This window comes from Streptomyces sp. NPDC022552 (genome assembly GCF_055561875.1).
Map to the genome: position 1 here is coordinate 216,453 of NZ_JBVHGJ010000008.1, position 20,389 is coordinate 236,841.

The 20,389-nt window shown below is 69.5% G+C and carries 16 protein-coding genes and 1 tRNA gene; 1 reads left to right on the plus strand and 16 read right to left on the minus strand.

Going from position 1 to position 20,389, the window contains the following annotated elements; all coding sequences use genetic code 11:
- Positions 1 to 20: 20 nt before the first annotated feature.
- The 13 genes from ACZ3OF_RS22240 to ACZ3OF_RS22300 all read right to left on the minus strand — a co-directional run bounded on the left by ACZ3OF_RS22240 (position 21) and on the right by ACZ3OF_RS22300 (position 14,355).
- Positions 21 to 665, minus strand: coding sequence for an arsenate reductase/protein-tyrosine-phosphatase family protein (locus ACZ3OF_RS22240; protein WP_361434702.1), 645 nt, complete (start codon positions 663 to 665; stop codon positions 21 to 23).
- Positions 662 to 1,309, minus strand: a complete 648-nt coding sequence (locus ACZ3OF_RS22245) for an L-threonylcarbamoyladenylate synthase (RefSeq protein ID WP_361599495.1) — start codon at positions 1,307 to 1,309, stop codon at positions 662 to 664. Before ACZ3OF_RS22245 ends, ACZ3OF_RS22240 begins: the two co-directional genes overlap by 4 nt.
- A 44-nt stretch (positions 1,310 to 1,353) precedes the next feature.
- A complete protein-coding gene (gene prmC / locus ACZ3OF_RS22250; RefSeq protein ID WP_352188985.1) occupies positions 1,354 to 2,199 on the minus strand; it encodes a peptide chain release factor N(5)-glutamine methyltransferase in 846 nt (281 codons plus the stop codon).
- 36 nt (positions 2,200 to 2,235) lie between these two features.
- Positions 2,236 to 3,312 carry a peptide chain release factor 1 gene (prfA, locus tag ACZ3OF_RS22255; protein WP_361672528.1) on the minus strand — a complete coding sequence of 359 codons (1,077 nt, stop codon included), beginning with the start codon at positions 3,310 to 3,312 and terminating at the stop codon, positions 2,236 to 2,238.
- Between the two features lie 98 nt (positions 3,313 to 3,410).
- Complete coding sequence (rpmE, locus tag ACZ3OF_RS22260; protein ID WP_046909139.1) at positions 3,411 to 3,629, minus strand: 50S ribosomal protein L31; 219 nt, start codon at positions 3,627 to 3,629, stop codon at positions 3,411 to 3,413.
- Between the two features lie 121 nt (positions 3,630 to 3,750).
- A complete protein-coding gene (locus tag ACZ3OF_RS22265; protein ID WP_361672530.1) occupies positions 3,751 to 4,887 on the minus strand; it encodes an LCP family protein in 1,137 nt (378 codons plus the stop codon).
- 204 nt (positions 4,888 to 5,091) lie between these two features.
- Positions 5,092 to 7,167 (minus strand): transcription termination factor Rho, encoded by a 2,076-nt coding sequence (gene rho, locus ACZ3OF_RS22270; RefSeq protein ID WP_361672533.1) that lies wholly within the window; start codon positions 7,165 to 7,167, stop codon positions 5,092 to 5,094.
- A gap of 383 nt (positions 7,168 to 7,550) precedes the next feature.
- A complete protein-coding gene (thrB, locus tag ACZ3OF_RS22275; RefSeq protein WP_361599483.1) occupies positions 7,551 to 8,468 on the minus strand; it encodes a homoserine kinase in 918 nt (305 codons plus the stop codon).
- 294 nt (positions 8,469 to 8,762) lie between these two features.
- Positions 8,763 to 9,833 carry a threonine synthase gene (gene thrC, locus ACZ3OF_RS22280; RefSeq protein ID WP_361672536.1) on the minus strand — a complete coding sequence of 357 codons (1,071 nt, stop codon included), beginning with the start codon at positions 9,831 to 9,833 and terminating at the stop codon, positions 8,763 to 8,765.
- Positions 9,834 to 9,839: 6 nt separating this feature from the next.
- Positions 9,840 to 11,132, minus strand: coding sequence for a homoserine dehydrogenase (locus ACZ3OF_RS22285; RefSeq protein WP_361434710.1), 1,293 nt, complete (start codon positions 11,130 to 11,132; stop codon positions 9,840 to 9,842).
- Positions 11,133 to 11,248: 116 nt separating this feature from the next.
- The gene (lysA, locus tag ACZ3OF_RS22290) at positions 11,249 to 12,640 is read right to left on the minus strand and encodes a diaminopimelate decarboxylase (protein WP_467306376.1); all 1,392 of its coding nucleotides are present in this window, start codon (positions 12,638 to 12,640) and stop codon (positions 11,249 to 11,251) included.
- A gap of 14 nt (positions 12,641 to 12,654) precedes the next feature.
- Positions 12,655 to 13,698, minus strand: coding sequence for an ArgS-related anticodon-binding protein NrtL (nrtL, locus tag ACZ3OF_RS22295; protein ID WP_467306378.1), 1,044 nt, complete (start codon positions 13,696 to 13,698; stop codon positions 12,655 to 12,657).
- Between the two features lie 87 nt (positions 13,699 to 13,785).
- Entirely contained in the window at positions 13,786 to 14,355 is a 570-nt protein-coding gene (locus tag ACZ3OF_RS22300; RefSeq protein WP_467306452.1) for a response regulator, read from the minus strand.
- 168 nt (positions 14,356 to 14,523) lie between these two features.
- Between ACZ3OF_RS22300 and ACZ3OF_RS22305 the strand changes: the two genes are divergently transcribed.
- Positions 14,524 to 14,595, plus strand: a tRNA-Arg gene (locus ACZ3OF_RS22305).
- Positions 14,596 to 15,974: 1,379 nt separating this feature from the next.
- Here the strand turns inward: ACZ3OF_RS22305 and ACZ3OF_RS22310 are convergent.
- The 3 genes from ACZ3OF_RS22310 to ACZ3OF_RS22320 all read right to left on the minus strand — a co-directional run bounded on the left by ACZ3OF_RS22310 (position 15,975) and on the right by ACZ3OF_RS22320 (position 20,346).
- Positions 15,975 to 18,743: an NACHT domain-containing protein gene (locus ACZ3OF_RS22310; protein ID WP_467306380.1), complete on the minus strand. Its 2,769-nt coding sequence runs from the start codon at positions 18,741 to 18,743 to the stop codon at positions 15,975 to 15,977.
- 280 nt (positions 18,744 to 19,023) lie between these two features.
- Positions 19,024 to 19,395 carry a hypothetical protein gene (locus ACZ3OF_RS22315; protein ID WP_361672544.1) on the minus strand — a complete coding sequence of 124 codons (372 nt, stop codon included), beginning with the start codon at positions 19,393 to 19,395 and terminating at the stop codon, positions 19,024 to 19,026.
- 72 nt (positions 19,396 to 19,467) lie between these two features.
- On the minus strand, positions 19,468 to 20,346 hold the full coding sequence (locus tag ACZ3OF_RS22320) for a hypothetical protein (protein ID WP_361672546.1): 879 nt from the start codon (positions 20,344 to 20,346) through the stop codon (positions 19,468 to 19,470).
- Between the last annotated feature and the right edge of the window lie 43 nt (positions 20,347 to 20,389).

Below are 20,389 nucleotides of genomic sequence, written 5' to 3' on the forward strand. Positions count from 1 at the left end.
TCCGCCCCGCGGCCCCCGGCTCAACGGCGCGCGGGGACCCCGGTCAGGGCCGTCACGACAGGGTCCAGTGCCGTGTTGATCTCCTCGCCGATCGAGCGGAAGAACGTGATCGGCGCTCCGTACGGGTCGTTGACCTCGTCCGCCTCCGCGCTCGGGGCCAGGAGCCACCCGCGTAGAGCCGCCGCCGCGCGTACCAGCGCACGCGCGCGTTCGACCATGCCCTCGTCCAGCGGGTCGGGCAGGGTCGCGGGGTCTATGGCGCGGACGAGGCGGGTGAACTCCTTCAGGGTGAAGGTGCGCAGGCCCGCCGAGTGGCCCATCGAGATGACCTGCGCGCGGTGGTCGCGGGTCGCCGTCAGGACCAGGTCCGCGCGGATGACGTGCTCGTCGAGGAGCTCACGGCCCACGAAGCCGCTGTAGTCCGCGCCGAAGTCGGCGAGGACCAGCTCCGCGTTGGCCTCCATCGGGGCCCCCTCGTGGCCCCACGTGCCCGCGCTCTCCACGATCAGGCCGCCGCCCCGGGGGTCGCCCAGACGGTCGCTCAGGGCATGGCGGGTCAGCCGCTCGGTGATCGGCGAGCGGCAGACGTTGCCGGTGCTGACGTGGAGGATGCGGAAGGAAGTGCTCTCGTGCCCCGCTATGCCACGCCCCTCAGGGGCGGTCAATTGGCCACCTCGAGGTCGGGTACGACCTTCCGGAGCTCCTCCGCGGAGAGCGCGCCCGCACGCAGCAGGACCGGCACCTTGCCCGTCACGTCCACGATCGACGACGGGACGATCCCCGGCGTCGGACCCCCGTCGAGGTACACGGAGACCGAGTCGCCGAGCATGCCCTGCGCCGCGTCGCAGTCCTCCGGCGACGGGTGTCCGGTGAGGTTCGCCGAGGAGACCGCCATGGGGCCGACCTCGGTCAGCAGCTCGATCGCGACCGGGTGCAGCGGCATCCGAATCGCGACCGTGCCACGGGTGTCCCCGAGGTCCCACTGGAGCGACGGCTGGTGCTTCGCGACGAGCGTGAGCGCGCCCGGCCAGAACGCGTCGACGAGCTCCCACGCCTGCTCGGAGAAGTCCGTGACCAGCCCGTGCAGCGTGTTCGGGGAGCCGATGAGGACGGGCGTGGGCATGTTGCGGCCCCGGCCCTTGGCGTCGAGCAGGTCCGCGACCGCCTCCGAGCTGAAGGCGTCCGCGCCGATCCCGTACACGGTGTCGGTGGGCAGCACGACCAGCTCGCCACGGCGCACGGCGGACGCGGCCTCGCGCAGCCCGGTCGCACGGTCGGTCGCCTCGTTGCAGTCGTATCGCCGAGCCATTTAGCGGGCCTCCTCATACACAAGCGTGGTCATGGCAGCGCGGATCACGGCATGGCCTTGCGGGCGGTCGCGAAGCGCGGACGGTTGTTCAGGTCCGGGTGGTCGGCGGCATCCGCCCAGCCGGCCTCCTCGTTGAAGATCCACGGCACCTGGCCGCCCTGGGTGTCCGCGTGCTCGATCACGACGAGACCCCCCGGGCGCAGCAGGCGGTGCGCGGTGCGCTCGATACCGCGGATCGTGTCGAGGCCGTCCTCGCCGGAGAACAACGCCATCTCCGGGTCGTGGTCACGTGCCTCGGGCGCCACGTACTCCCACTCGGTGAGCGGGATGTACGGCGGGTTGGAGATGACCAGGTCGACCTGGCCGTCGAGCTCCGGCAGCGCGCTCAGAGCGTCGCCCTGGTGGACCGTGACGCGCGAGCCCTCCGCGTTCTTGCGGGTCCACACCAGCGCGTCGTCGGAGAGCTCGACCGCGTGCACGCGCGAGCGCGGCACCTCCTGCGCCATCGCGAGCGCGATCGCGCCCGAACCGGTGCACAGGTCGACGATCAGCGGCTCGACGACGTCCATGGCCCGTACGGCGTCTATGGCCCAGCCGACGACCGACTCGGTCTCCGGCCGGGGCACGAAGACGCCCGGCCCCACCTGGAGCTCCAGATAGCGGAAGAACGCCCGGCCGGTGATGTGCTGGAGCGGCTCCCGCGCCTCGCGGCGGGCCACCGCCTCCCAGTAGCGGGCGTCGAAGTCCGCGTCCTTGACGTTGTGCAGCTCCCCCCGCTTGACGCCGTGCACGAACGCGGCGAGCTCCTCCGCGTCGAAACGCGGTGAGGGAACGCCGGCGTCGGCCAGCCGCTGGGTGGCCTGGGCCACCTCGGCAAGCAGCAGGTTCACGCTGGTCCTCCGTGGTGCGGGTGGGGCTGACAAGTCCTACGCTGCTGCGAGCTTGGCGGCGGAGTCGGCGTCGACGCAGGCCTGGATCATCGCGTCCAGATCGCCGTCGAGCACCTGGTCCAAGTTGTACGCCTTGAAACCGACGCGGTGGTCCGAGATGCGGTTTTCCGGGAAGTTGTACGTACGGATCTTCTCGGACCGGTCGACGGTACGGACCTGGCTGCGACGGGCGTCGGCGGCCTTGGACTCCGCCTCCTCCTGCGCGGCGGCGAGCAGCCGGGACCGCAGGATACGCATGGCCTGCTCCTTGTTCTGGAGCTGGCTCTTCTCGTTCTGGCAGGAGGCCACGATGCCGGTCGGCAGGTGCGTGATGCGGACCGCGGAGTCGGTGGTGTTGACGGACTGGCCGCCGGGACCGGAGGACCGGTACACGTCGATGCGCAGGTCGTTGGCGTGGATCTCGACGTCGATCTCCTCGGCCTCGGGGGTCACGAGGACACCGGCCGCGGAGGTGTGGATCCGGCCGGCCGACTCGGTGGCGGGCACGCGCTGCACGCGGTGCACCCCGCCCTCGTACTTCAGCCGCGCCCAGACGCCCTGGCCGGGCTCGGTCGCGCCGTTGCCGCCCTTGGTCTTCACCGCGACCTGGACGTCCTTGTAGCCGCCGAGCTCGGACTCGGTGGAGTCGATGATCTCGGTCTTCCAGCCGACGCGCTCGGCGTAGCGCAGATACATCCGCAGCAGATCGCCGGCGAACAGGGCGGACTCGTCGCCGCCCGCGCCGGCCTTGATCTCCAGGATGACGTCCTTGTCGTCGCTGGGGTCGCGCGGGACGAGCAGCAGCCGCAGCTTGTCGGTCAGCTCCTCGCGCTGCTTCTCCAGGTCCTTGACCTCGGCCGCGAAGTCCGGGTCGTCGTGCATCAGCTCGCGGGCGGTCTCGATGTCGTCACCGTTCTGCTTCCAGGAACGGTAGACGGCGACGATCGGGGTCAGCTCGGCGTAACGCTTGTTCAGCTTGCGCGCGTTGGCCTGGTCCGCGTGGACCGAAGGGTCAGCGAGCTTCTTCTCGAGATCGGCGTGCTCGCCGATCAGTTCCTCGACCGCCTCGAACATCGGGGGCTCCTGGTTTTCGTACGAACGGACTGCGGGGACGGCAAAGCGCCGGTCCGGTACTCCCAGCGGGAGCGACCAAGGACCGGCGCAGTGACGTGCTACTTCTTGGCCGCAGCCTTGCCGAAGCGGGCCTCGAAGCGGGCCACGCGGCCGCCGGTGTCGAGGATCTTCTGCTTGCCCGTGTAGAACGGGTGGCACTCGGAGCAGACCTCGGCACGGATGGTGCCCTCGGTCAGGGTGCTACGGGTGGTGAACGACGCGCCACAGGTGCAGCTGACCTGGGTCTCGACGTACTCGGGGTGGATCTCGCGCTTCAAGGTGTCTCCTAGTTTCGGGAGGGCGCCGGGTCGCCGTGCGGATTGCACCTGCGTGAACCGGGGCCGACGTACCAGTCTGCCAGGACCGGCCGTATCTCCCAAAACCGGGTCCCTGGTGAAACTATTCCGAGGCCGTGGAGGGCCCGCTCACGACGCCGTCGGCCTGGCCCGTCGCCGCGCCCTTCGTCGCGGAGGCGGGGACGGGGCGGTCGGCCTTGAGCGCCTGCCAGACCTGCCGGGACCGGGCTTCCAGCGGTATGACGCGGTTCGGGTCGGCGGGGTCGTACCGGACCGGCATCGTGATCATGTGGACGTCCTCGGCGCCGAGCCCGGAGAGCCCCTGGGCGAAGCCCGTCAGCTCGTTGACGGAGTCGAGCTCCGAGTCCGGCGTGATGGCCTTGGTGGCGGTGTCGGCGATGTCCAGGAGCTTCTTGGGGTTCGTGAGGACGCCGACGTCCTTGACCTGGTCGATGAAGGCCTTCATGAACGCCTGCTGGAGCTGGATGCGGCCGAGGTCGCTGCCGTCGCCGACGCTCTTGCGGGTGCGGACCAGACCGAGGGACTGCTCGCCGTCGAGGGTGTGCGTGCCCGGGGCGAGGTCGAGGTGGCTCTTGGAGTCCTTGATGGCCTTGGTCGTGGTGATCTCGACGCCGCCGAGCTTGTCGATCAGCTTCTTGAAGCCGCTGAAGTCGACCTCGATGTAGTGGTCCATGCGGATGCCGGAGATCGACTCGACGGTCTTCACTGCGCAGGCCGGCCCACCGACCTCGTACGCGGTGTTGAACATGGCCCGCTTGTCGGCGGGGACGGCGGTGCCCCGCTCGTCGGTGCAGGCGGGGCGGTCGACGAGGGTGTCGCGCGGGATCGAGACGACGCCGGCCTTCTTGTGGCCCTCGTAGACGTGCACGACCATCGCGGTGTCGGAGCGGGCGCCGCCCTCGTCCTTGCCGTAGGCGCCGTTGTCGCCGGAGCGGGAGTCGGAGCCGAGCACCAGGATGTCCATCGAGCCGTTGTCGACGTTCTTGGGCCGGTCGGTGCCGAGCTGGGCGTTGATGTCCACGCTCTTGAGGTTGCCGTTGAGCTTGAAGTAGACGTAACCGAGTCCGGAACCGCCGACGACGACGAGCGCGGCCGCGCTCCAGGCGGCGACGGTCACCGCGCGGCGGCCCTTGGCGGGCTGCTTGCGGCGGCGGCCGCTCGGGGGTCCCACCCCGCCCCCCGGGCGGCGTATTCGGCCGCCCTTGCTCTGCTCGCTCATCTCCCACCTCAGGTCTTCGCTTCACCTTCTGTGACGGCGAAGCACCCGAAAGGGTTACATAGGAACCTGTGAGGTTTCGCAGAGCGACGGACCGCAACGCACCGCGCCCACCGTGCGGGGCACGGTGGGCGCGATGGTTCGTCCAGGTCACGGCGGGGTCACGAGGGCGATGCCCTGCCCCCGCCGTGTGACCGAGGTCTCGCCTCAGTCGTTGTTGCCGGCTCCGGGGGTCGTCTTCTGGATCTGGAGCAGGAACTCACCGTTCGACTTCGTCTGCTTCATCTTGTCGAGAAGCAGCTCGATCGCCTGCTGCTGGTCGAGCGCGTGCAGCACGCGACGCAGCTTCCAGGTGACCGCGAGCTCGTCGGCGCCGAGCAGGATCTCTTCCTTACGCGTACCCGAGGCGTCGACGTCGACGGCCGGGAAGATGCGCTTGTCGGCGAGCTTCCGGTCGAGCTTGAGCTCCATGTTGCCGGTGCCCTTGAACTCCTCGAAGATCACCTCGTCCATGCGCGAGCCGGTGTCGACCAGCGCCGTGGCCAGGATGGTCAGCGAGCCGCCGTCCTCGATGTTGCGCGCCGCACCGAAGAAGCGCTTCGGCGGGTAGAGCGCGGTCGAGTCGACACCACCGGACAGGATGCGGCCGGAGGCCGGGGCGGCGAGGTTGTACGCACGTCCCAGACGGGTGATCGAGTCGAGCAGGACGACCACGTCGTGACCCAGCTCGACGAGGCGCTTGGCGCGCTCGATGGCCAGCTCGGCGACCGTGGTGTGGTCCTCGGCCGGACGGTCGAAGGTCGAGGAGATGACCTCGCCCTTGACCGACCGCTGCATGTCGGTGACCTCTTCCGGACGCTCGTCGACCAGGACGACCATCAGGTGGCACTCGGGGTTGTTGTGGGTGATCGCGTTGGCGATCGCCTGCATGATCATGGTCTTGCCGGTCTTCGGCGGGGCCACGATCAGGCCTCGCTGGCCCTTGCCGATCGGCGACACGAGGTCGATGATCCGCGTGGTCAGCACACCCGGGTCGGTCTCCAGACGGAGCCGGTCCTGCGGGTAGAGCGGGGTCAGCTTGTTGAACTCCGGGCGGCCACGGCCGGAGTCGGCGGCCATGCCGTTCGAGGAGTCCAGGCGCACCAGCGCGTTGAACTTCTCGCGGCGCTCGCCCTCCTTCGGCTGACGCACGGCGCCGGTGACGTGGTCACCCTTGCGCAGGCCGTTCTTGCGGACCTGGGCGAGGGAGACGTACACGTCGTTCGGGCCGGGCAGGTAGCCGGAGGTCCGGATGAACGCGTAGTTGTCGAGGATGTCCAGGATGCCCGCGACGGGGATCAGGACGTCGTCGTCGGAGACCTGCGGCTCGCCGGTCGCGAAGTCGTCACGGCCACGACGGCCACGACGGTCGCGGTAGCGGCCGCGACGGCCACGACGGCCGCCCTCGTCGTCGAAGTCGTCCTGCGGACCCTGCTGACCCTGCTGGCCGCCCTGACGCTGCTGGCGCTGGCCGCCCTGGCCACCACCCTGCTGGTCGTCGCCCTTGCCGCGGTCACGGCGGTCGCGCTGACGATCGCCGCGCTCTCCGCGCTCGCCGCGGTCACGCTGACGGTCGCCGCGGTCACGGCGGCCGCGGCCCTCGGCGGTGTCGGTGGAGGTCTCGGCCTTGGCGTCGGCGGAGCCGTCCGTACGGGACTCGGTTCGGGAGTCCGTCCGGGTGTCGGCCTTGGCCTCGGTCTTCACGGCCTGGGAGGACTCGGCCTTGACGTCGCCCTCCGGGCTGCCGGCCGGGGCAGTGGCCCGACGGCGGCGGCGCTCGCCGACCGGCTGGTCGTCGGAGGGGGCACCTCCCTGGTCGAGCGAAGCCGAGACCTTGGGGGAGGGCTGGCCGGGGATGTCGATCTGCTGCTGGGCGACGGCCTTCTCGGCCTTCTCCGCCTTGGGGGCAGCGGTCTCGGCGGCGCTCTCGGCCGTACGGGCCTTGGAGGTGGCGCGGCGCTTCGGCTTGGTGTCAGCCGTGTCGGCGGCGGCCTTGGCGGGGGCTCCGCCTCCGGCCTGCGCCTCCTTGATGACCTCGATCAGCTGGCTCTTGCGCATCCGCGCGGTGCCCCTGATGCCGAGGCCGGACGCGACCTGCTGCAGCTCGGCCAGGACCATGCCCTCGAGGCCGGTGCCGGAGCGGCGGCGCCGTGCGGTGGTGCCAGTGGCAGCACCTGCGGCGGGCGCGGAGGTGTCGACGGGGTTGTCGGCAGTCACGCCCATCAGATCGGTGGTGTCGCTCACGAAGGGTCCTTCCCTGGAGCGGACGTCGGCCATCTGGCTCGGCGACCGGTTGTGCTGTCCGACGACGGTCCTGGCTTGTGGACCGGGTCGGGGCGGTGGTCCCGCCGGGTACGGCGGAAGAGAAAAACGTGCTGTGGGTCCGGCCCGAGGCCCCCTGCTCGGCCCTCACAAGGAAAGAGCGAGGGGTGTCGTGCCGGTTCCGGAGCGTGCTCGAAACTGCTCAGGCGGGCTGCTCAGGCAGTTGGGGAGGCTCCCGGAAGAATGGGTGGTCCCTGATGGGGACACTCCGCACCGCGCCACAAAAACGTCGGGTGCAGACTTGAGGTTAACACTACCGGCTCCAACAAACATTCCCCCTCTCCCTCACCGGCAATCACGTGTCCCTATGGCGCGAGCGGCAGAACACTCGCTCCGGACACATCGAGGTCGAGCCGGTTCGCGGCCCATCCCTCGCCCGCCAGCCGGGCGACCTTGTCGGCCGACCCCTGTTCGGCCAGCGCGAGCACCGTGGGGCCCGCGCCGGAGATGACCGCGGGGACGCCGTCCGCCCGCAGCCGGTTCACAAGGGCGATGCTCTCGGGCATCGCGGGAGCCCGGTACTCCTGGTGCAGCCGGTCCTCGGTGGCCGCGAGCAGCAGCTCGGGGCGGCGGGTGAGCGCCTCCACGAGGAGCGCGGCGCGTCCGGCGTTGGCCGCGGCGTCGACGTGCGGGACGGTGCGCGGCAGCAGACCACGGGCGGTCTCGGTCAGTACGGGCTTACCGGGGACGAAAACCACCGGAACGATGGAATCGGAAGGGTCCATCCTGATCGCCCGCGCGGCACCGGACTCGGTCCACGCGAGGGTGAAACCGCCGAGCAGACAGGCGGCGACGTTGTCGGGGTGCCCCTCGATCTCGGTGGCCAGTTCGAGGAGCGCGGCCTCGTCGAGGCGGGTGTCGCCGCCTATGGTCACGGCGCGGGCGGCGACGATGCCGGCGCAGATGGCGGCGGAGGAGGAGCCGAGGCCGCGGCCGTGCGGGATGCGGTTGGCGCAGACGACCTCGAGGCCGCGGGGCTGTCCGCCCAGCAGGTCGAAGGCGGTACGCAGGGAGCGTACGAGCAGGTGGCTCTCGTCGCGCGGGAGCGTGTCGGCGCCCTCTCCGGCGATGTCGATGTGCAGCCCGGAGTCGGCGACCCGGACGACGACGTCGTCGTAGAGCCCCAGCGACAGGCCGAAGGCGTCGAAGCCCGGGCCGAGGTTGGCGCTGGTGGCGGGAACGCGCACCCGTACGGCGGCGGCGCGGAACGCGGGACCGGCCATCGCTCGATGACTCTCCTTGACTTGCGACTACGGGATTTCAAGAGAAGTACACGGAAACCCGGGGGCCGCGTCTGCCTCGGGGGCGACAACGGCAACGACACCGCGCATATGCAACGGGGCGGGTTCGGTACAGCCTATCGAAGGAAGGTTCTGTGGCGACATAGGGCGCACAGGAGGCGCACGATGCGTGTCGCAAGCCTTCCTGTGCGCCTATGTACGTTCCTGATCGGGTTTGCCTCTCCGGGGATTCCCGGAGAGGCGTTTCCCGTCAGGGACTTGCCTGCTGTGGGCCTTTTACGCGAGGCCGAGGCGCTCGGCGGCGGCGGCCGCGTCGACCGGGACGGTGACCGGCTGCGGGGCGCCGGCGACGGCCCAGTCGGGGTCCTTCAGGCCGTTGCCGGTGACGGTGCAGACGATCCGCTGGCCGGGGTCGACCTTGCCCTGCTCGGCGGCCTTCAGCAGACCGGCGACGGACGCGGCGGAGGCGGGCTCGACGAAGACGCCCTCCTGGGAGGCCAACAGCCGGTAGGCGCGCAGGATCTCACGGTCCGTCACCTCGTCGATGAAGCCGCCGGACTCGTCCCGGGCGGCGATCGCGTAGTCCCACGAGGCCGGGTTGCCGATACGGATCGCGGTGGCGATGGTCGACGGGTCCTTGACGACCTCACCGCGTACCAGCGGCGCGGAGCCGGAGGCCTGGAAGCCCCACATGCGCGGGGTGTGGGTGGCGAGGCCGTCGGCCGCGTACTCCCGGTACCCCTTCCAGTAGGCCGTGATGTTGCCGGCGTTGCCGACGGGCAGGACGTGGATGTCGGGGGCGTCGCCCAGCATGTCCACGATCTCGAAGGCGGCGGTCTTCTGACCCTCGATACGGACCGGGTTGACGGAATTGACCAGTGCGACCGGGTAGTTGTCCGAGAGCGCGCGGGCGAGGTCCAGGCAGTCGTCGAAGTTGCCGTCGACCTGGAGGATCTTCGCGCCGTGCACGAGGGCCTGGCCCATCTTGCCGAGCGCGATCTTGCCCTGCGGCACGAGGACGGCGGAGACCATCCCGGCGCGTACCGCGTAAGCCGCCGCGGACGCCGAGGTGTTGCCGGTGGAGGCGCAGATGACGGCCTGCGCGCCCTCCTCCTTGGCCTTGGAGATGGCCATGGTCATGCCGCGGTCCTTGAAGGACCCGGTGGGGTTGGCGCCCTCGACCTTGAGGTGCACCTCGCAGCCCGTGCGCTCGGAGAGGACCTGAGCGGGAACGAGCGGCGTACCGCCCTCACGGAGCGTGACGACCGGCGTCGTGTCCGTGACCGGAAGGCGGTCCCGGTACTCCTCGATGATGCCGCGCCACTGGTGGGTGCCCTTGCTGGTCATGGGTCCTTACTCCCCTTCAACACGCATGATGCTGGCGACACCGCGCACGGTGTCGAGCTTGCGCAGCGCCTCGACGGTCCCGGAGAGGGCGGCGTCGGGCGCGCGGTGGGTGACGACGACGAGGGAGGCCTCGCCGTCCTTGCCCTGCTGGCGGACCGTATCGATCGATACGCCGTGCTCGGCGAAGACCGTCGCGACCTGGGCGAGGACGCCCGGCTTGTCGGCCACGTCGAGGCTGATGTGGTACCGCGTCACCACGTCGCCCATGGGGCTCACGGGCAGCTGGGTGTACGCGGACTCGCCGGGGCCGGTGGCCTCGTTGAGCTTGTTGCGGCACACGGCGACCAGGTCGCCGAGGACGGCCGACGCGGTCGGGGCGCCGCCGGCGCCGGGGCCGTAGAACATGAGCTGCCCGGCGGCCTCGGCCTCCACGAAGACCGCGTTGTAGGCCTCGCGGACGGAGGCGAGCGGGTGGCTCAGCGGGATCATCGCGGGGTGCACGCGCGCGGTGACGGACTCGCCGTCGGCGGCCCGCTCGCAGATCGCGAGCAGCTTGATGGTGCAGCCCATCTGCTTGGCGGAGGCGAAGTCGGCGGCGGTGACCTCGGTCATGCCCTCGCGGTAGACGTCGTCGAGGCGTACGCGGGTGTGGAAGGCGATCCCGGCGAGGATGGCGGCCTTGGCGGCGGCGTCGAAGCCCTCGACGTCGGCGGTCGGGTCGGCTTCCGCGTATCCGAGGGCGGTGGCCTCGTCGAGGGCCTCGGAGTACCCGGCACCGTTCGTGTCCATCCGGTCGAGGATGAAGTTGGTGGTCCCGTTGACGATGCCCATCACGCGGTTGATCTTGTCGCCGGCGAGGGACTCGCGCAGCGGCCGGATGAGCGGGATGGCGCCCGCGACGGCGGCCTCGTAGTAGAGGTCCTGGCCGTGCTGGTCGGCGGAGGCGTAGAGCGTCGTGCCGTCCTGGGCGAGGAGCGCCTTGTTGGCCGAGACGACGGAGGCGCCGTGCTCGAAGGCGGTGGTGATGAGGGTGCGGGCGGGCTCGACACCGCCGATGACCTCGACGACGACGTCGATGTCGCCCCGTTTGACCAGGGCGGTGGCGTCGGTGGTGATCAGCTCCGCGGGAATGCCCTCACGGACCTTGTCCGGGCGGCGGACCGCGACGCCGGCGAGCTCGACCGGGGCGCCGATGCGCGCGGCGAGGTCGTCGGCGTGCGTCGTCATGATGCGCGCCACCTCTGAGCCGACCACACCACAGCCCAGCAGCGCCACCTTCAGCGGACGCGTACGCATCATCCGACCTCGTTTCTCGTACTGCTTCTCGTACTGCTTCGTATCTCTACGGTTGGACCAGTCTCACTCACCGGACGACGGTTTCTGGCCCTCGTCCGGATCCTGAGACGTCTATTTCATCACCCGACATCGAGACGCAGGAGATCTTCCTCCGTCTCGCGCCGGACGATCACCCGCGCCTCGCCGTCGCGGACGGCGACGACGGGCGGGCGGAGTGCGTGGTTGTAGTTGCTGGCCATCGATCGGCAGTAGGCGCCGGTGGCGGGCACGGCGACGAGGTCGCCGGGCGCGATGTCGGCCGGCAGGAACGCGTCCCGTACGACGATGTCGCCGCTCTCGCAGTGCTTGCCGACGACACGGGTGAGCATGGGCTCGGCGTCACTCGTCCGCGACACGAGGGCGACGCTGTACTCGGCGTCGTACAGCGCGGTGCGGATGTTGTCCGACATGCCGCCGTCCACGCTGACGTACGTCCGCAGCCCCTCCAGGGGCTTGACGGTGCCGACCTCGTACAGGGTGAAGGCGGTGGGACCGACGATGGCGCGCCCGGGCTCGACGGAGATGCGCGGGGTGGCGAGGCGGGCGGCCTCGCACTCACGGGCGACGATCTCCTTCAGGGCCTTGGCGATGTGGTGGGGCTCACGGGGATCGTCGTCCGAGGTGTAGGCGATGCCGAGACCGCCGCCGAGGTCGATCTCGGGCAGCTCGACGCCGTGCTCGTCGCGTACCTCGGCGAGGAGCTGGACGACACGGCGGGCGGAGACCTCGAAGCCGGCCATGTCGAAGATCTGCGACCCGATGTGCGAGTGGATGCCGATGAGCTCGATACCGTCGAGCTTCAGCGCACGCCGGACGGCTTCCGCGGCCTGTCCCCCGGCGAGCGCGATGCCGAACTTCTGGTCCTCGTGGGCGGTGGCGATGAACTCGTGCGTGTGGGCCTCGACGCCGACGGTGACGCGGATCTGGACGCGCTGCCGCTTGCCGAGGGAGTCGGCGATGTGGGCGACGCGGACGATCTCCTGGAAGGAGTCGAGGACGATCCGCCCGACGCCGACCTCGACGGCCCGCCGGATCTCTTCCTCGCTCTTGTTGTTCCCGTGGTAGGCGATGCGCTCGGGGGGCATGCCGGCGGAGAGGGCGGTGCTGAGCTCGCCGGCGGAGCAGACGTCGAGGTTGAGTCCCTCCTCCGTGAGCCAGCGCACGACGGCGCGGGAGAGGAACGCCTTGCCTGCGTAGAAGACGTCGGCGTCCGCGCCGAAGGCGTCGGCCCAGGCGCGGCAGCGGGCGCGGAAGTCGTCCTCGTCGAGGAAGTAGGCGGGGGTGCCGAACTGCTCGCGGAGCTCGTCGACGGTGAGGCCACCGACGGTGAGCTGGCCTTCGTCGTTACGGCGGACGGTCCGGGCCCAGACCTTCGGGTCGAGCTGGTTGAGGTCGGCGGGCGGGGCGGTGTAGTGCCCCTCGGGGAGGACGTCGGCGTGGCGGGGCCCGGCGGGGTGGGCGGAACGGCTCATGTCGTCTGCATCTTTCAGATCTGGTCGGGTGAGCTGATGCCGAGCAGGGAGAGGCCACCGGCGAGCACCACCCCGGCGGCTTCGGCGAGCGCGAGCCGGGAGCGGTGGGCGGCCGAGGGTTTCTCGTCGCCGAGGGGCAGGACGGTGTGCTGGAAGTCGAGCAGCGCGTCCGCGACGACCTCGAGATGCCGGGCGACCCGATCGGGGGCGCGGTGGCGGGCGGCGGAGGCGAGAACGGCGGGGTGGTCGCCGAGGGCGCGGGTGAGCGCGGGCGCGTCGACGTTCTCGCAGGCATCGGCACGGAACGAGAGCTGCTCGGCGTTCCGGACGAGGGAGCGGGCCCGGGAGTGGGCGTACCGGACCCGGAAGAATGGATTGCTCTCGTCCTGCCGCAGGAGGAGGTCGTCGAGAGGGGCGCGATCGCGAGCGGCGGCGGACAGCAGCCCCCAGCGGGCGGCGTCGGGCCCGAAGCGGGCGAGCAGCTCTGCGGCGGTGTACGGGACGGGCAGCGGGGCGATGTCGGTGGCCAGGCGGCCCCGGGAGTCCTGGACCTCGATCCGTACGCCGAGGTCGGCCCAGGCGGGGTCGGCGGCGTCCTCGCAGGAGGTGCGGACGGCATACCCCTGGGACAGAAGGATGCGCCGCACGGCGTCCGCGGTGACGGCGGCCCGGACATCGGCGCGGTAGGCGGGCTGGGCGACCTGGCCGGTGGGATCGAGCCGGCCGTACCGCTCTCCGCCCCGGAGGATCTCGCGCACGAGGTCCTGCTGGGCGCCGGTGTGGAGGGTGAAGTTCAGGAACCCGGGCCCGGTGATCTCGACGGCGGCGAGCCCGGGGCTGTGCCGGAGCCGGTCGCGGAGGACGGCGGCGACGTCGAGGGGCGCGCGCTGCGCGGCGCGGGCGATGGTCAGGGCGACGTTGCTGGCGTAGTCCCCACGCCCACCGGGCCGGGGCCGCTCGACGGCGACGTGCTGGGGGACCTCCACATGGAGCGCACCGTCGTCGACCGCACGGCGCACGGCGTGCAGCACGGTGAGGGAGAGGTCCGCGGGGGTCACGGGACAAGCGTATGGGAGAAGGGGGGTGGGAATGCGAACCGGTTTCGCGATGCGGTCACCGGGGCCCCCGCCCCGCCCGAGCGCACGCTAGGGCCGGGTACGGCTGTGCCCGAGGCCGTGGCATTCGTCGTGGGCGGCGCGGGTGGTGGCGTCGCAAGGGCCACGGGTGCCGGCGTCGCGGGTGGCGCGAGGGTCGGCGTCCTGGGGGCCGTCATGAGTGGGGCCGTGGGGTCTGCCGTCGACGCCCGACGGCCCCTCCTGTCCGCCACGCCGCTGCCCGGGCTCACGCCCGTCGCGGTGCATGAGCTTGCGCACGACGCGCACGAGCTCGGCGGGTTCGAAGGGCTTGGCGAGGAACGCGTCGACACCGACGGCGACGCCGCTGTCCATCTCGTACTGCGTACATCCGCTGACGATGGCGACGGGCAGATGACTGGTACGCGGATCGGACCGAAGTCTCTCGGCGGTGCGCAACCCGTCCAACCGGGGCATGACGACGTCGAGGGTGACGACATCAGGCCGAACCTGATGCACGACATCCAGACACTCGGCACCATCGGCCGCGGTCACGACCTCGAAGCCCTCAAGCTCGAGGTTGACCCTGATCAACTGCCGGATCACCCGGTTGTCATCGACAACGAGCACCCGACCGGACATGCCTGACACACGACGAGAGTAGGTCGCGGGAAGTGGCTGCGTCCGGGTTTTGCCCACTTCCGACCCGTGAGGGGGAACGAGGGGTCGGTGACTCGACGGAAATACCTGTTCACAGGCACGGCTCGGATGCTGGTAGGGTTCTACCCGTCGCCGCCGAACGCGGCGGACGCCCCCGTAGCTCAGGGGATAGAGCAACGGCCTCCGGAGCCGTGTGCGCAGGTTCGAATCCTGCCGGGGGCACTTCGCAGGAAGTGCCTAAAGACCCCGCCACCAGCGTAATGCTGAGGACGGGGTCTTCTTGCGTCTGCGGGCGTGTGCCGCTCGGAGCGGGCGCATGTCAGCTGTCTGGCGAGGATGTGCTGGGGCCCCCGACTGATCACCGCACGTCACGGTGCGGGCCGCCACCTTCCGGCCGCGGCCGCCCAGATCAGGAATCAGTTTCGCAGATTGCGAACGCCTGGATTTCTGAATTCCAGGCACGGGCCACCCACGTGTCGGGCTTACTCTGCGACGGCCCATTGGTGAGGACGGCGAACCCTAGAAGATCCCTCGTACTGGGCGGCACTTCAACGAAACCGGTAGTACCGAAGTCGTACCCACCACCGATAAGATGAGTACCTTCGGGGCAGGTTGCCTCCGACTCTCCTGTGGTCCTGGGCCCGGCAACCACCGTTGTGTCCGCCGCTTCGGCTATGGACGGTGCCACCAAGCTGAAGCTTCCACCAACGACAGCGAGCACTGCGCCAACCGTAGCGATACGGGAACGATGACCAACTGAGCGCATGCGAATCATGGTGCCGCCCCAATCCTGTAATGCTTGTGCGAGTACGGCATCCCAATTGCCGCACCTTGACGAGATTGCACCGTCAACGTTTTGCTTCACGCAGACGAGGAAGCGGGCCCACCTCGTCAAGCTCGCGCCGTACATGGCTACTTCATTGTCTCGCGACGGGCGCGGCCTTGCGAGTGGACGGCTACCGTTCGGCTCACGACTCGAGTTCATGCAGAGAAGTCGTGGCTCCCCCTCGGAGGAAGGACCAGATCGCTATGCCACATCCCCTTCTTCCTTCAACGACTTGGCAATTTTCGCGCTAGCGGCTTCCTCGTGATGAGGCAGGCGTGCCGAAGGTCGTACGGGCGCCCGGCCAACGCGAGTCGACGCGCTTCGGCGACGGGCTTCTGTCATGCCCGGTCGTACGTCGAGGACGTAACCGCTCCCCCGCTCTCGCTGAGGGACAGTCGGCCCGAGATGCCCCCGTCCGACCCACGCCCGGACGCCGGGGACCGGAGTCTTGGTGAGGGCTGCTCCCGAGTGCTCGCCGGGGGGAGAGCGGAGAAACCGGTTCCGCCGACCCGGCGGCTCCGTGCGGTGCGTCGCGGCCCAAGTGGGCGGTAAAGAGAATCGGTTACATTCCGGCCGGGGCATTCTCTCCATGGACTACGCGTACATCCAATAGCCGACCGCGCGCGGCTGTGGGACTGCCACTACGGCGACAACCAGGGGTTCGCCATCCGGGCCGCTTGAGCCCTGGGCGGGGCGCCGGGCACCTGCCCGGCTTCCGCCCGTTCCCGCGGGTACCTGCCCCGCCGGGGGAGGTACCCGTCGGCCTCCGGGGACGTCAGGAGACGTGCGTGGTGGTCATGTTCCAGATGTTGTGTCCCGCGGACCAGTTCGTGACGAACCGCCGGGCGGGGTAGATCAGTTGTGGCATCAGCGCCCTGAGGTTCAGCCCCTCCGTCCGCGCCTCTGCGAGAAGGGCGATCGACAGTGGGCGCCTGAACTGCCCCGCGAACGCCTCGTCGAGGATCTCCACGAGGCCCATGCAGAGGTACAACAGGCCGGTGAGGGGATAGCTTCCGACGCTGTGACCGGTCTTCGACTGCATGTCGTGCAGAGCGCGGAAGGCCCTGTCGCAGCGGGCGGCGCCGGAGGTGTTCCAGTAGTCCAGGAAGCTGTCGTCCAGCCGGGGTACGTCGAGGTTCACCAACGTGTCCATGGGGTCCCCGAGTATGGCGGCCAATCCGTCGAGTGCGCGGAGCGCGTGCCCGTACTGCTGTCCGTCGGCTTCAGCGCTGCCTACGGCGTCGAAGACCCAAGCCGCCGGCGAGAGCGGTCCGAGCGAGTTCGGAGTGCCTGCCATGTCGAGCATGACGGACAGGACGTTGCTGTGTGCCGCGTCGGGCGGGCCGGCGGCATGTCGCGCTTCGGGATCGGCCAGCGTCTCGATGGTTGCCGCGCCGGTGTACAGGCTGGCTGCCCACCCGGCGGCGGATCGCCGCATACAGCTCGAGGCGACCCGCTGCAGACTTCCCAGCGTCGCCAGGTGATCCCGTACGGGATCGGCGTAGAGGCTGACTCTTCGCTGATCGGCCTGGTTCTTCTGCAGGTAGTGCACGTTCGCGACGAGCCACGCCACCGAGAGGCCGCGGGAGGTCCCCTCCAGGGATTTCTCCGACAGGAGTTCCTTGGCCACCTCCTGGAACGCCTTCCAGGCGGCTTCCGGGTAGGCCCCCGAGGGCGAGAGGAACTTCCGCAGCTCGTCCGAGTTGCTGGAGAGGTAGCTCTCGACGGCGATCCTCATGAGGAGCCGCATCGTCGTGACGTTGATCTTCACCAGGTCGAGCCAGCGGGCCATGAACTCGACGAGTGTCCGCAGCCCTTTTCCCTCGGCCGTCCTCCCGCGCTCCAGCAGGCGTGTCACGACTCGGCTGCTTCCGCCGGCCCACTTCTCGTCAGCCAGATTCATGCAGATCTGGGCGAGGATCTCCCACCGGCCGCCCATCAGCTCGGGCAGGAGGTGATCCGCCAGCAGCTCGGGCGTACCGCTGTTCCGCGCCAGGTGCAGGGCGGCGAAGTACTCCTGAAGGCTCTGGTGGGTGAAGCCGAAGATCCCGGATCCGTCCGCCTCCGTTCCCAGTTCCGTGAAGATCCACGCCCGCCCGCGGCAGAGGTCGACGAGCGCGTCGGCCAGGCGGCGCGCCTCCTCGTGGGCGGGTACCGACTCGTCGGCCATGGCTGACGAGGCGACCAGCTTCACGTCCGCCTCGGGCATGCCCGCCAGCCACTGGGGGTCGGTGATCGATCTGTAGGCCAGCGCGGCGAGCGTGTGCCGCACGGTGTCCAGGTCCGTACCGCTGTCGACCGGTAGCCCCTGGAAGTTGTCCCAGTCGGCCAGAAGCAGTTCCGCGCATTTCCTGTACAGCTGTGCCCGGCTGCGGGGTATGAAGCGGTGCCCCCTGTAGAGGACGCATATGTAGGCCAACAGCAGCGGATTGCAGCGCAGATCAGGGATGCTCGCGCTTTCCCGCATGAACCCGTCGGTCACTCGGTCGGGCCCCTCCGGAAGGCGTGATCCCACCGAGAACCATTTGGAGACGTACTCACGGACCTCGCCGTTGCTCCGGACGTCCCCGTCGTCGAACGGGAGGATACGGAACTCGCGGAACGTCGCGGTGTTGAGCTTCGCCGAGTTGTATCCAACGATGCGTGATGTGGCGAGAATCCGGGACAAGGGGTAGAGGCGGCTCGCTGTCTCGATGATCTCGGACGACCTGCGTCGCAGGCTCTCCGATTGCACCTCGTCCAGGCCGTCGAACAGGAGCAGGGCGGATCCGTCGAGGAGCATCTCCTCGACGAGCCCCTCCGGAACGTTGATCTGGTACCGGTGGGACAGTTGCCCTTCGATCACGTGGATCAACGAGAAACCGGAAGCGGTGAAGTCCACTTCGCGCATCACCACGTAGAAGGGTACCGATCGGCCGTTCTGGAACATGAGGGACGCCGACAGGGAACTACTGGTGGACTTGCCGGCACCGGGATCACCCAGCAGCACTGTCCGGTCGATGGAATCGACGAACGCGTCGAAGGAGAGGACTCCTCCGACCTGTCGGTCGACGAGCCGCGGCTTGACGAAGATCTTGCTGAAGTGGATTCGGCGTCGATTTCCGAGATCCGGCAGCGGTATTTCCTCGTGCAGCGCGAACGCCTTCCGGTAGCGCTCGGTCCATTCCTCCCGTTCCCCGGTTCTCAGCCTGCCTGGACGGGCCAGTGCCGAGAGATATGAATCGATGGAGTCGACGGTCGTCCTCGCCAGGGTGACATGGGCCCAGTCAAGGCTGTTGGTGTCCAACCTCTGTGCTGCGCGAAGCGAGCTCACAAGACCCGCGCACCTGCGATGCAGATGAGTGAAGACGAGGTCCGCATAGATGTTCATGGCGGCGGGGTCGATGTTCGGGAACTGCTCCCGGAAGTGCGACCGCAGAGCGACTTTTATCTTCGTCGTCGCCCGTCGTTGATCCTCGTCGACTATCTCGATGGCCACCAGGTGGCGCGCGACGGCCTCGAGCTCGGGGGTCTCGATACACCTGAGCACGTCACGCTCGGTCACTCCGCCCGGAGGTGCGTTCACCAGGGCGGCCGAGGGGACGGTGGAAGGTTCGGAGTCGACAAGGCCGGCCAGGGTCCCGGCCAGGCTTCCCCCCGCCCTTCCGCGACGGGCGAGTTCACGCTCCACGCGGCCTATGAGACGCCCCGCGGCCGCGCCTGCCAGCCGGCCCTCGATGGCTGATGTGATGCTCACGCGTTCCCCCCACGCTGATCGCGGCTACGGCCGCTGCCCCTTGAACGCCGCAGAGCGCGGCGTTCCCCCGCCGAGGTGCTCGTTGTGTTCAGAACCCGATCGGGATCCCCAGGAAGCCCGCGACCGCCTGCGCGGAGCCCGTCGCGAGGACAGGGGGCAGGTAGGTCTTGGCGCCCTGCCAGACCTTCTGCGTCAGCCGGCGGACGCGTCCCGCGTCGGGCTCCGTGAGGGCGAGCTCCGCCTGCAGCGCCTCGGCGTCGGCCACGACGTGCGCCCGGTCCGCGGCGGACAGGTCCGCGGTGTGGGCAGCGGCCAGGACCTCACGGGCGAAGGCCGCGAGCTGTTGGGGCTCGTAGCCGAACGTGTTGTGCTGAACGTTGCCCTGACCCATCTGGGGCGCCCCGTTGTTGACGGTGACGTTCCAGGTGTTCTGAATGCCGGACTGCTGCTGCTCGCTCACATGATCCTCGCTGTGATGTGGGTGTGCTTCTGTTGTCGGCGAGGGCGCGCCGCCGCGGGCCACGACCTCGGCTCACAGGAGGCGTTCGACCGCCATGAGGGCCATCTGGGCGCCCGACGTCGCGAGATTCTCCTGGAGGCTTTCGAGAAGCCTCCGGACGCGGCTGGGCTGTGGCATCTCCAGGCCCACCTCCCGCTCCAACGCCTCGGCATCCTCGACGATCTGATCCCGGAGGGTCTCGGCGACGGGCATCGACCCCTTCGAGACCAGGTCGTGCAGTTCTCGCGCGAACCGCATGACCTGGTCCAGGTCCGGTCCGTGGTGGTGCTGCACGTTGCCGTGACCGATCTGAGGAGCTCCCCCATGAACCGCGATGTTCCAGTTCTGGTGGATTCCGCTCGGCTGCCGGCCGGTCAGATAGTTCCTGACATCGGTCTTGTCGGCCCACCCGCACTCCCGTCCGCGTGACGTGAGCGTCACCGCCGTCGGCCGGCCGTCCGTCCGCTCGACGGTGATCAGCTTCTCCGTCTCGAGGAACGTGACCGCACTGGAGATCTCGTCGAGGGTCAGCACCGTGTCCAGGACCTCTGCGTGCCGGGAGCGGGCGAAGTCGGCCAACTCCAGCCGGTGCTCGGGGAACTCGTCGACGGCCGCGGTCACCAGCCCGTTGACCGCCGTGTCGTACCGCACGATCGGACGGTCCCGGTCGTGCAGCAGCTTCTCTGCGCGGACCACCCCGACAGGGGTGAGCCGCCAGGCCATCATGCTTGCGGCACTTATGGGTTGGACGAGGCCGGCCTGCTGAAGGTGGCCGATCACCACGCGGAGCCGGGGAAGCCCCAGTTCCCCCCAGCCGGGCAGCCGGTCGATGACGGCGTACTCGACCGGATTGGCCTCGTTGTTCTGGTACATGGCCACGAGCAGCAGGGCCGAGGCCCGTTCCGTATCCACGCGCTGATCGTAGATGGCCGGACGGGCCGCGGTCCTCCGGATG

Excerpts from the sequence above, each read along its gene's own strand:
- ACZ3OF_RS22245 (WP_361599495.1), bottom strand. The coding sequence starts at position 1,309 with ATGGCTCGGCGATACGACTGCAACGAGGCGACCGACCGTGCGACCGGG.
- prfA (WP_361672528.1), bottom strand. The coding sequence starts at position 3,312 with ATGTTCGAGGCGGTCGAGGAACTGATCGGCGAGCACGCCGATCTCGAG.
- ACZ3OF_RS22265 (WP_361672530.1), bottom strand. The coding sequence starts at position 4,887 with ATGAGCGAGCAGAGCAAGGGCGGCCGAATACGCCGCCCGGGGGGCGGG.
- thrB (WP_361599483.1), bottom strand. The coding sequence starts at position 8,468 with ATGGCCGGTCCCGCGTTCCGCGCCGCCGCCGTACGGGTGCGCGTTCCC.
- thrC (WP_361672536.1), bottom strand. The coding sequence starts at position 9,833 with ATGACCAGCAAGGGCACCCACCAGTGGCGCGGCATCATCGAGGAGTAC.
- ACZ3OF_RS22285 (WP_361434710.1), bottom strand. The coding sequence starts at position 11,132 with ATGATGCGTACGCGTCCGCTGAAGGTGGCGCTGCTGGGCTGTGGTGTG.
- lysA (WP_467306376.1), bottom strand. The coding sequence starts at position 12,640 with ATGAGCCGTTCCGCCCACCCCGCCGGGCCCCGCCACGCCGACGTCCTC.
- ACZ3OF_RS22300 (WP_467306452.1), bottom strand. The coding sequence starts at position 14,355 with ATGTCCGGTCGGGTGCTCGTTGTCGATGACAACCGGGTGATCCGGCAG.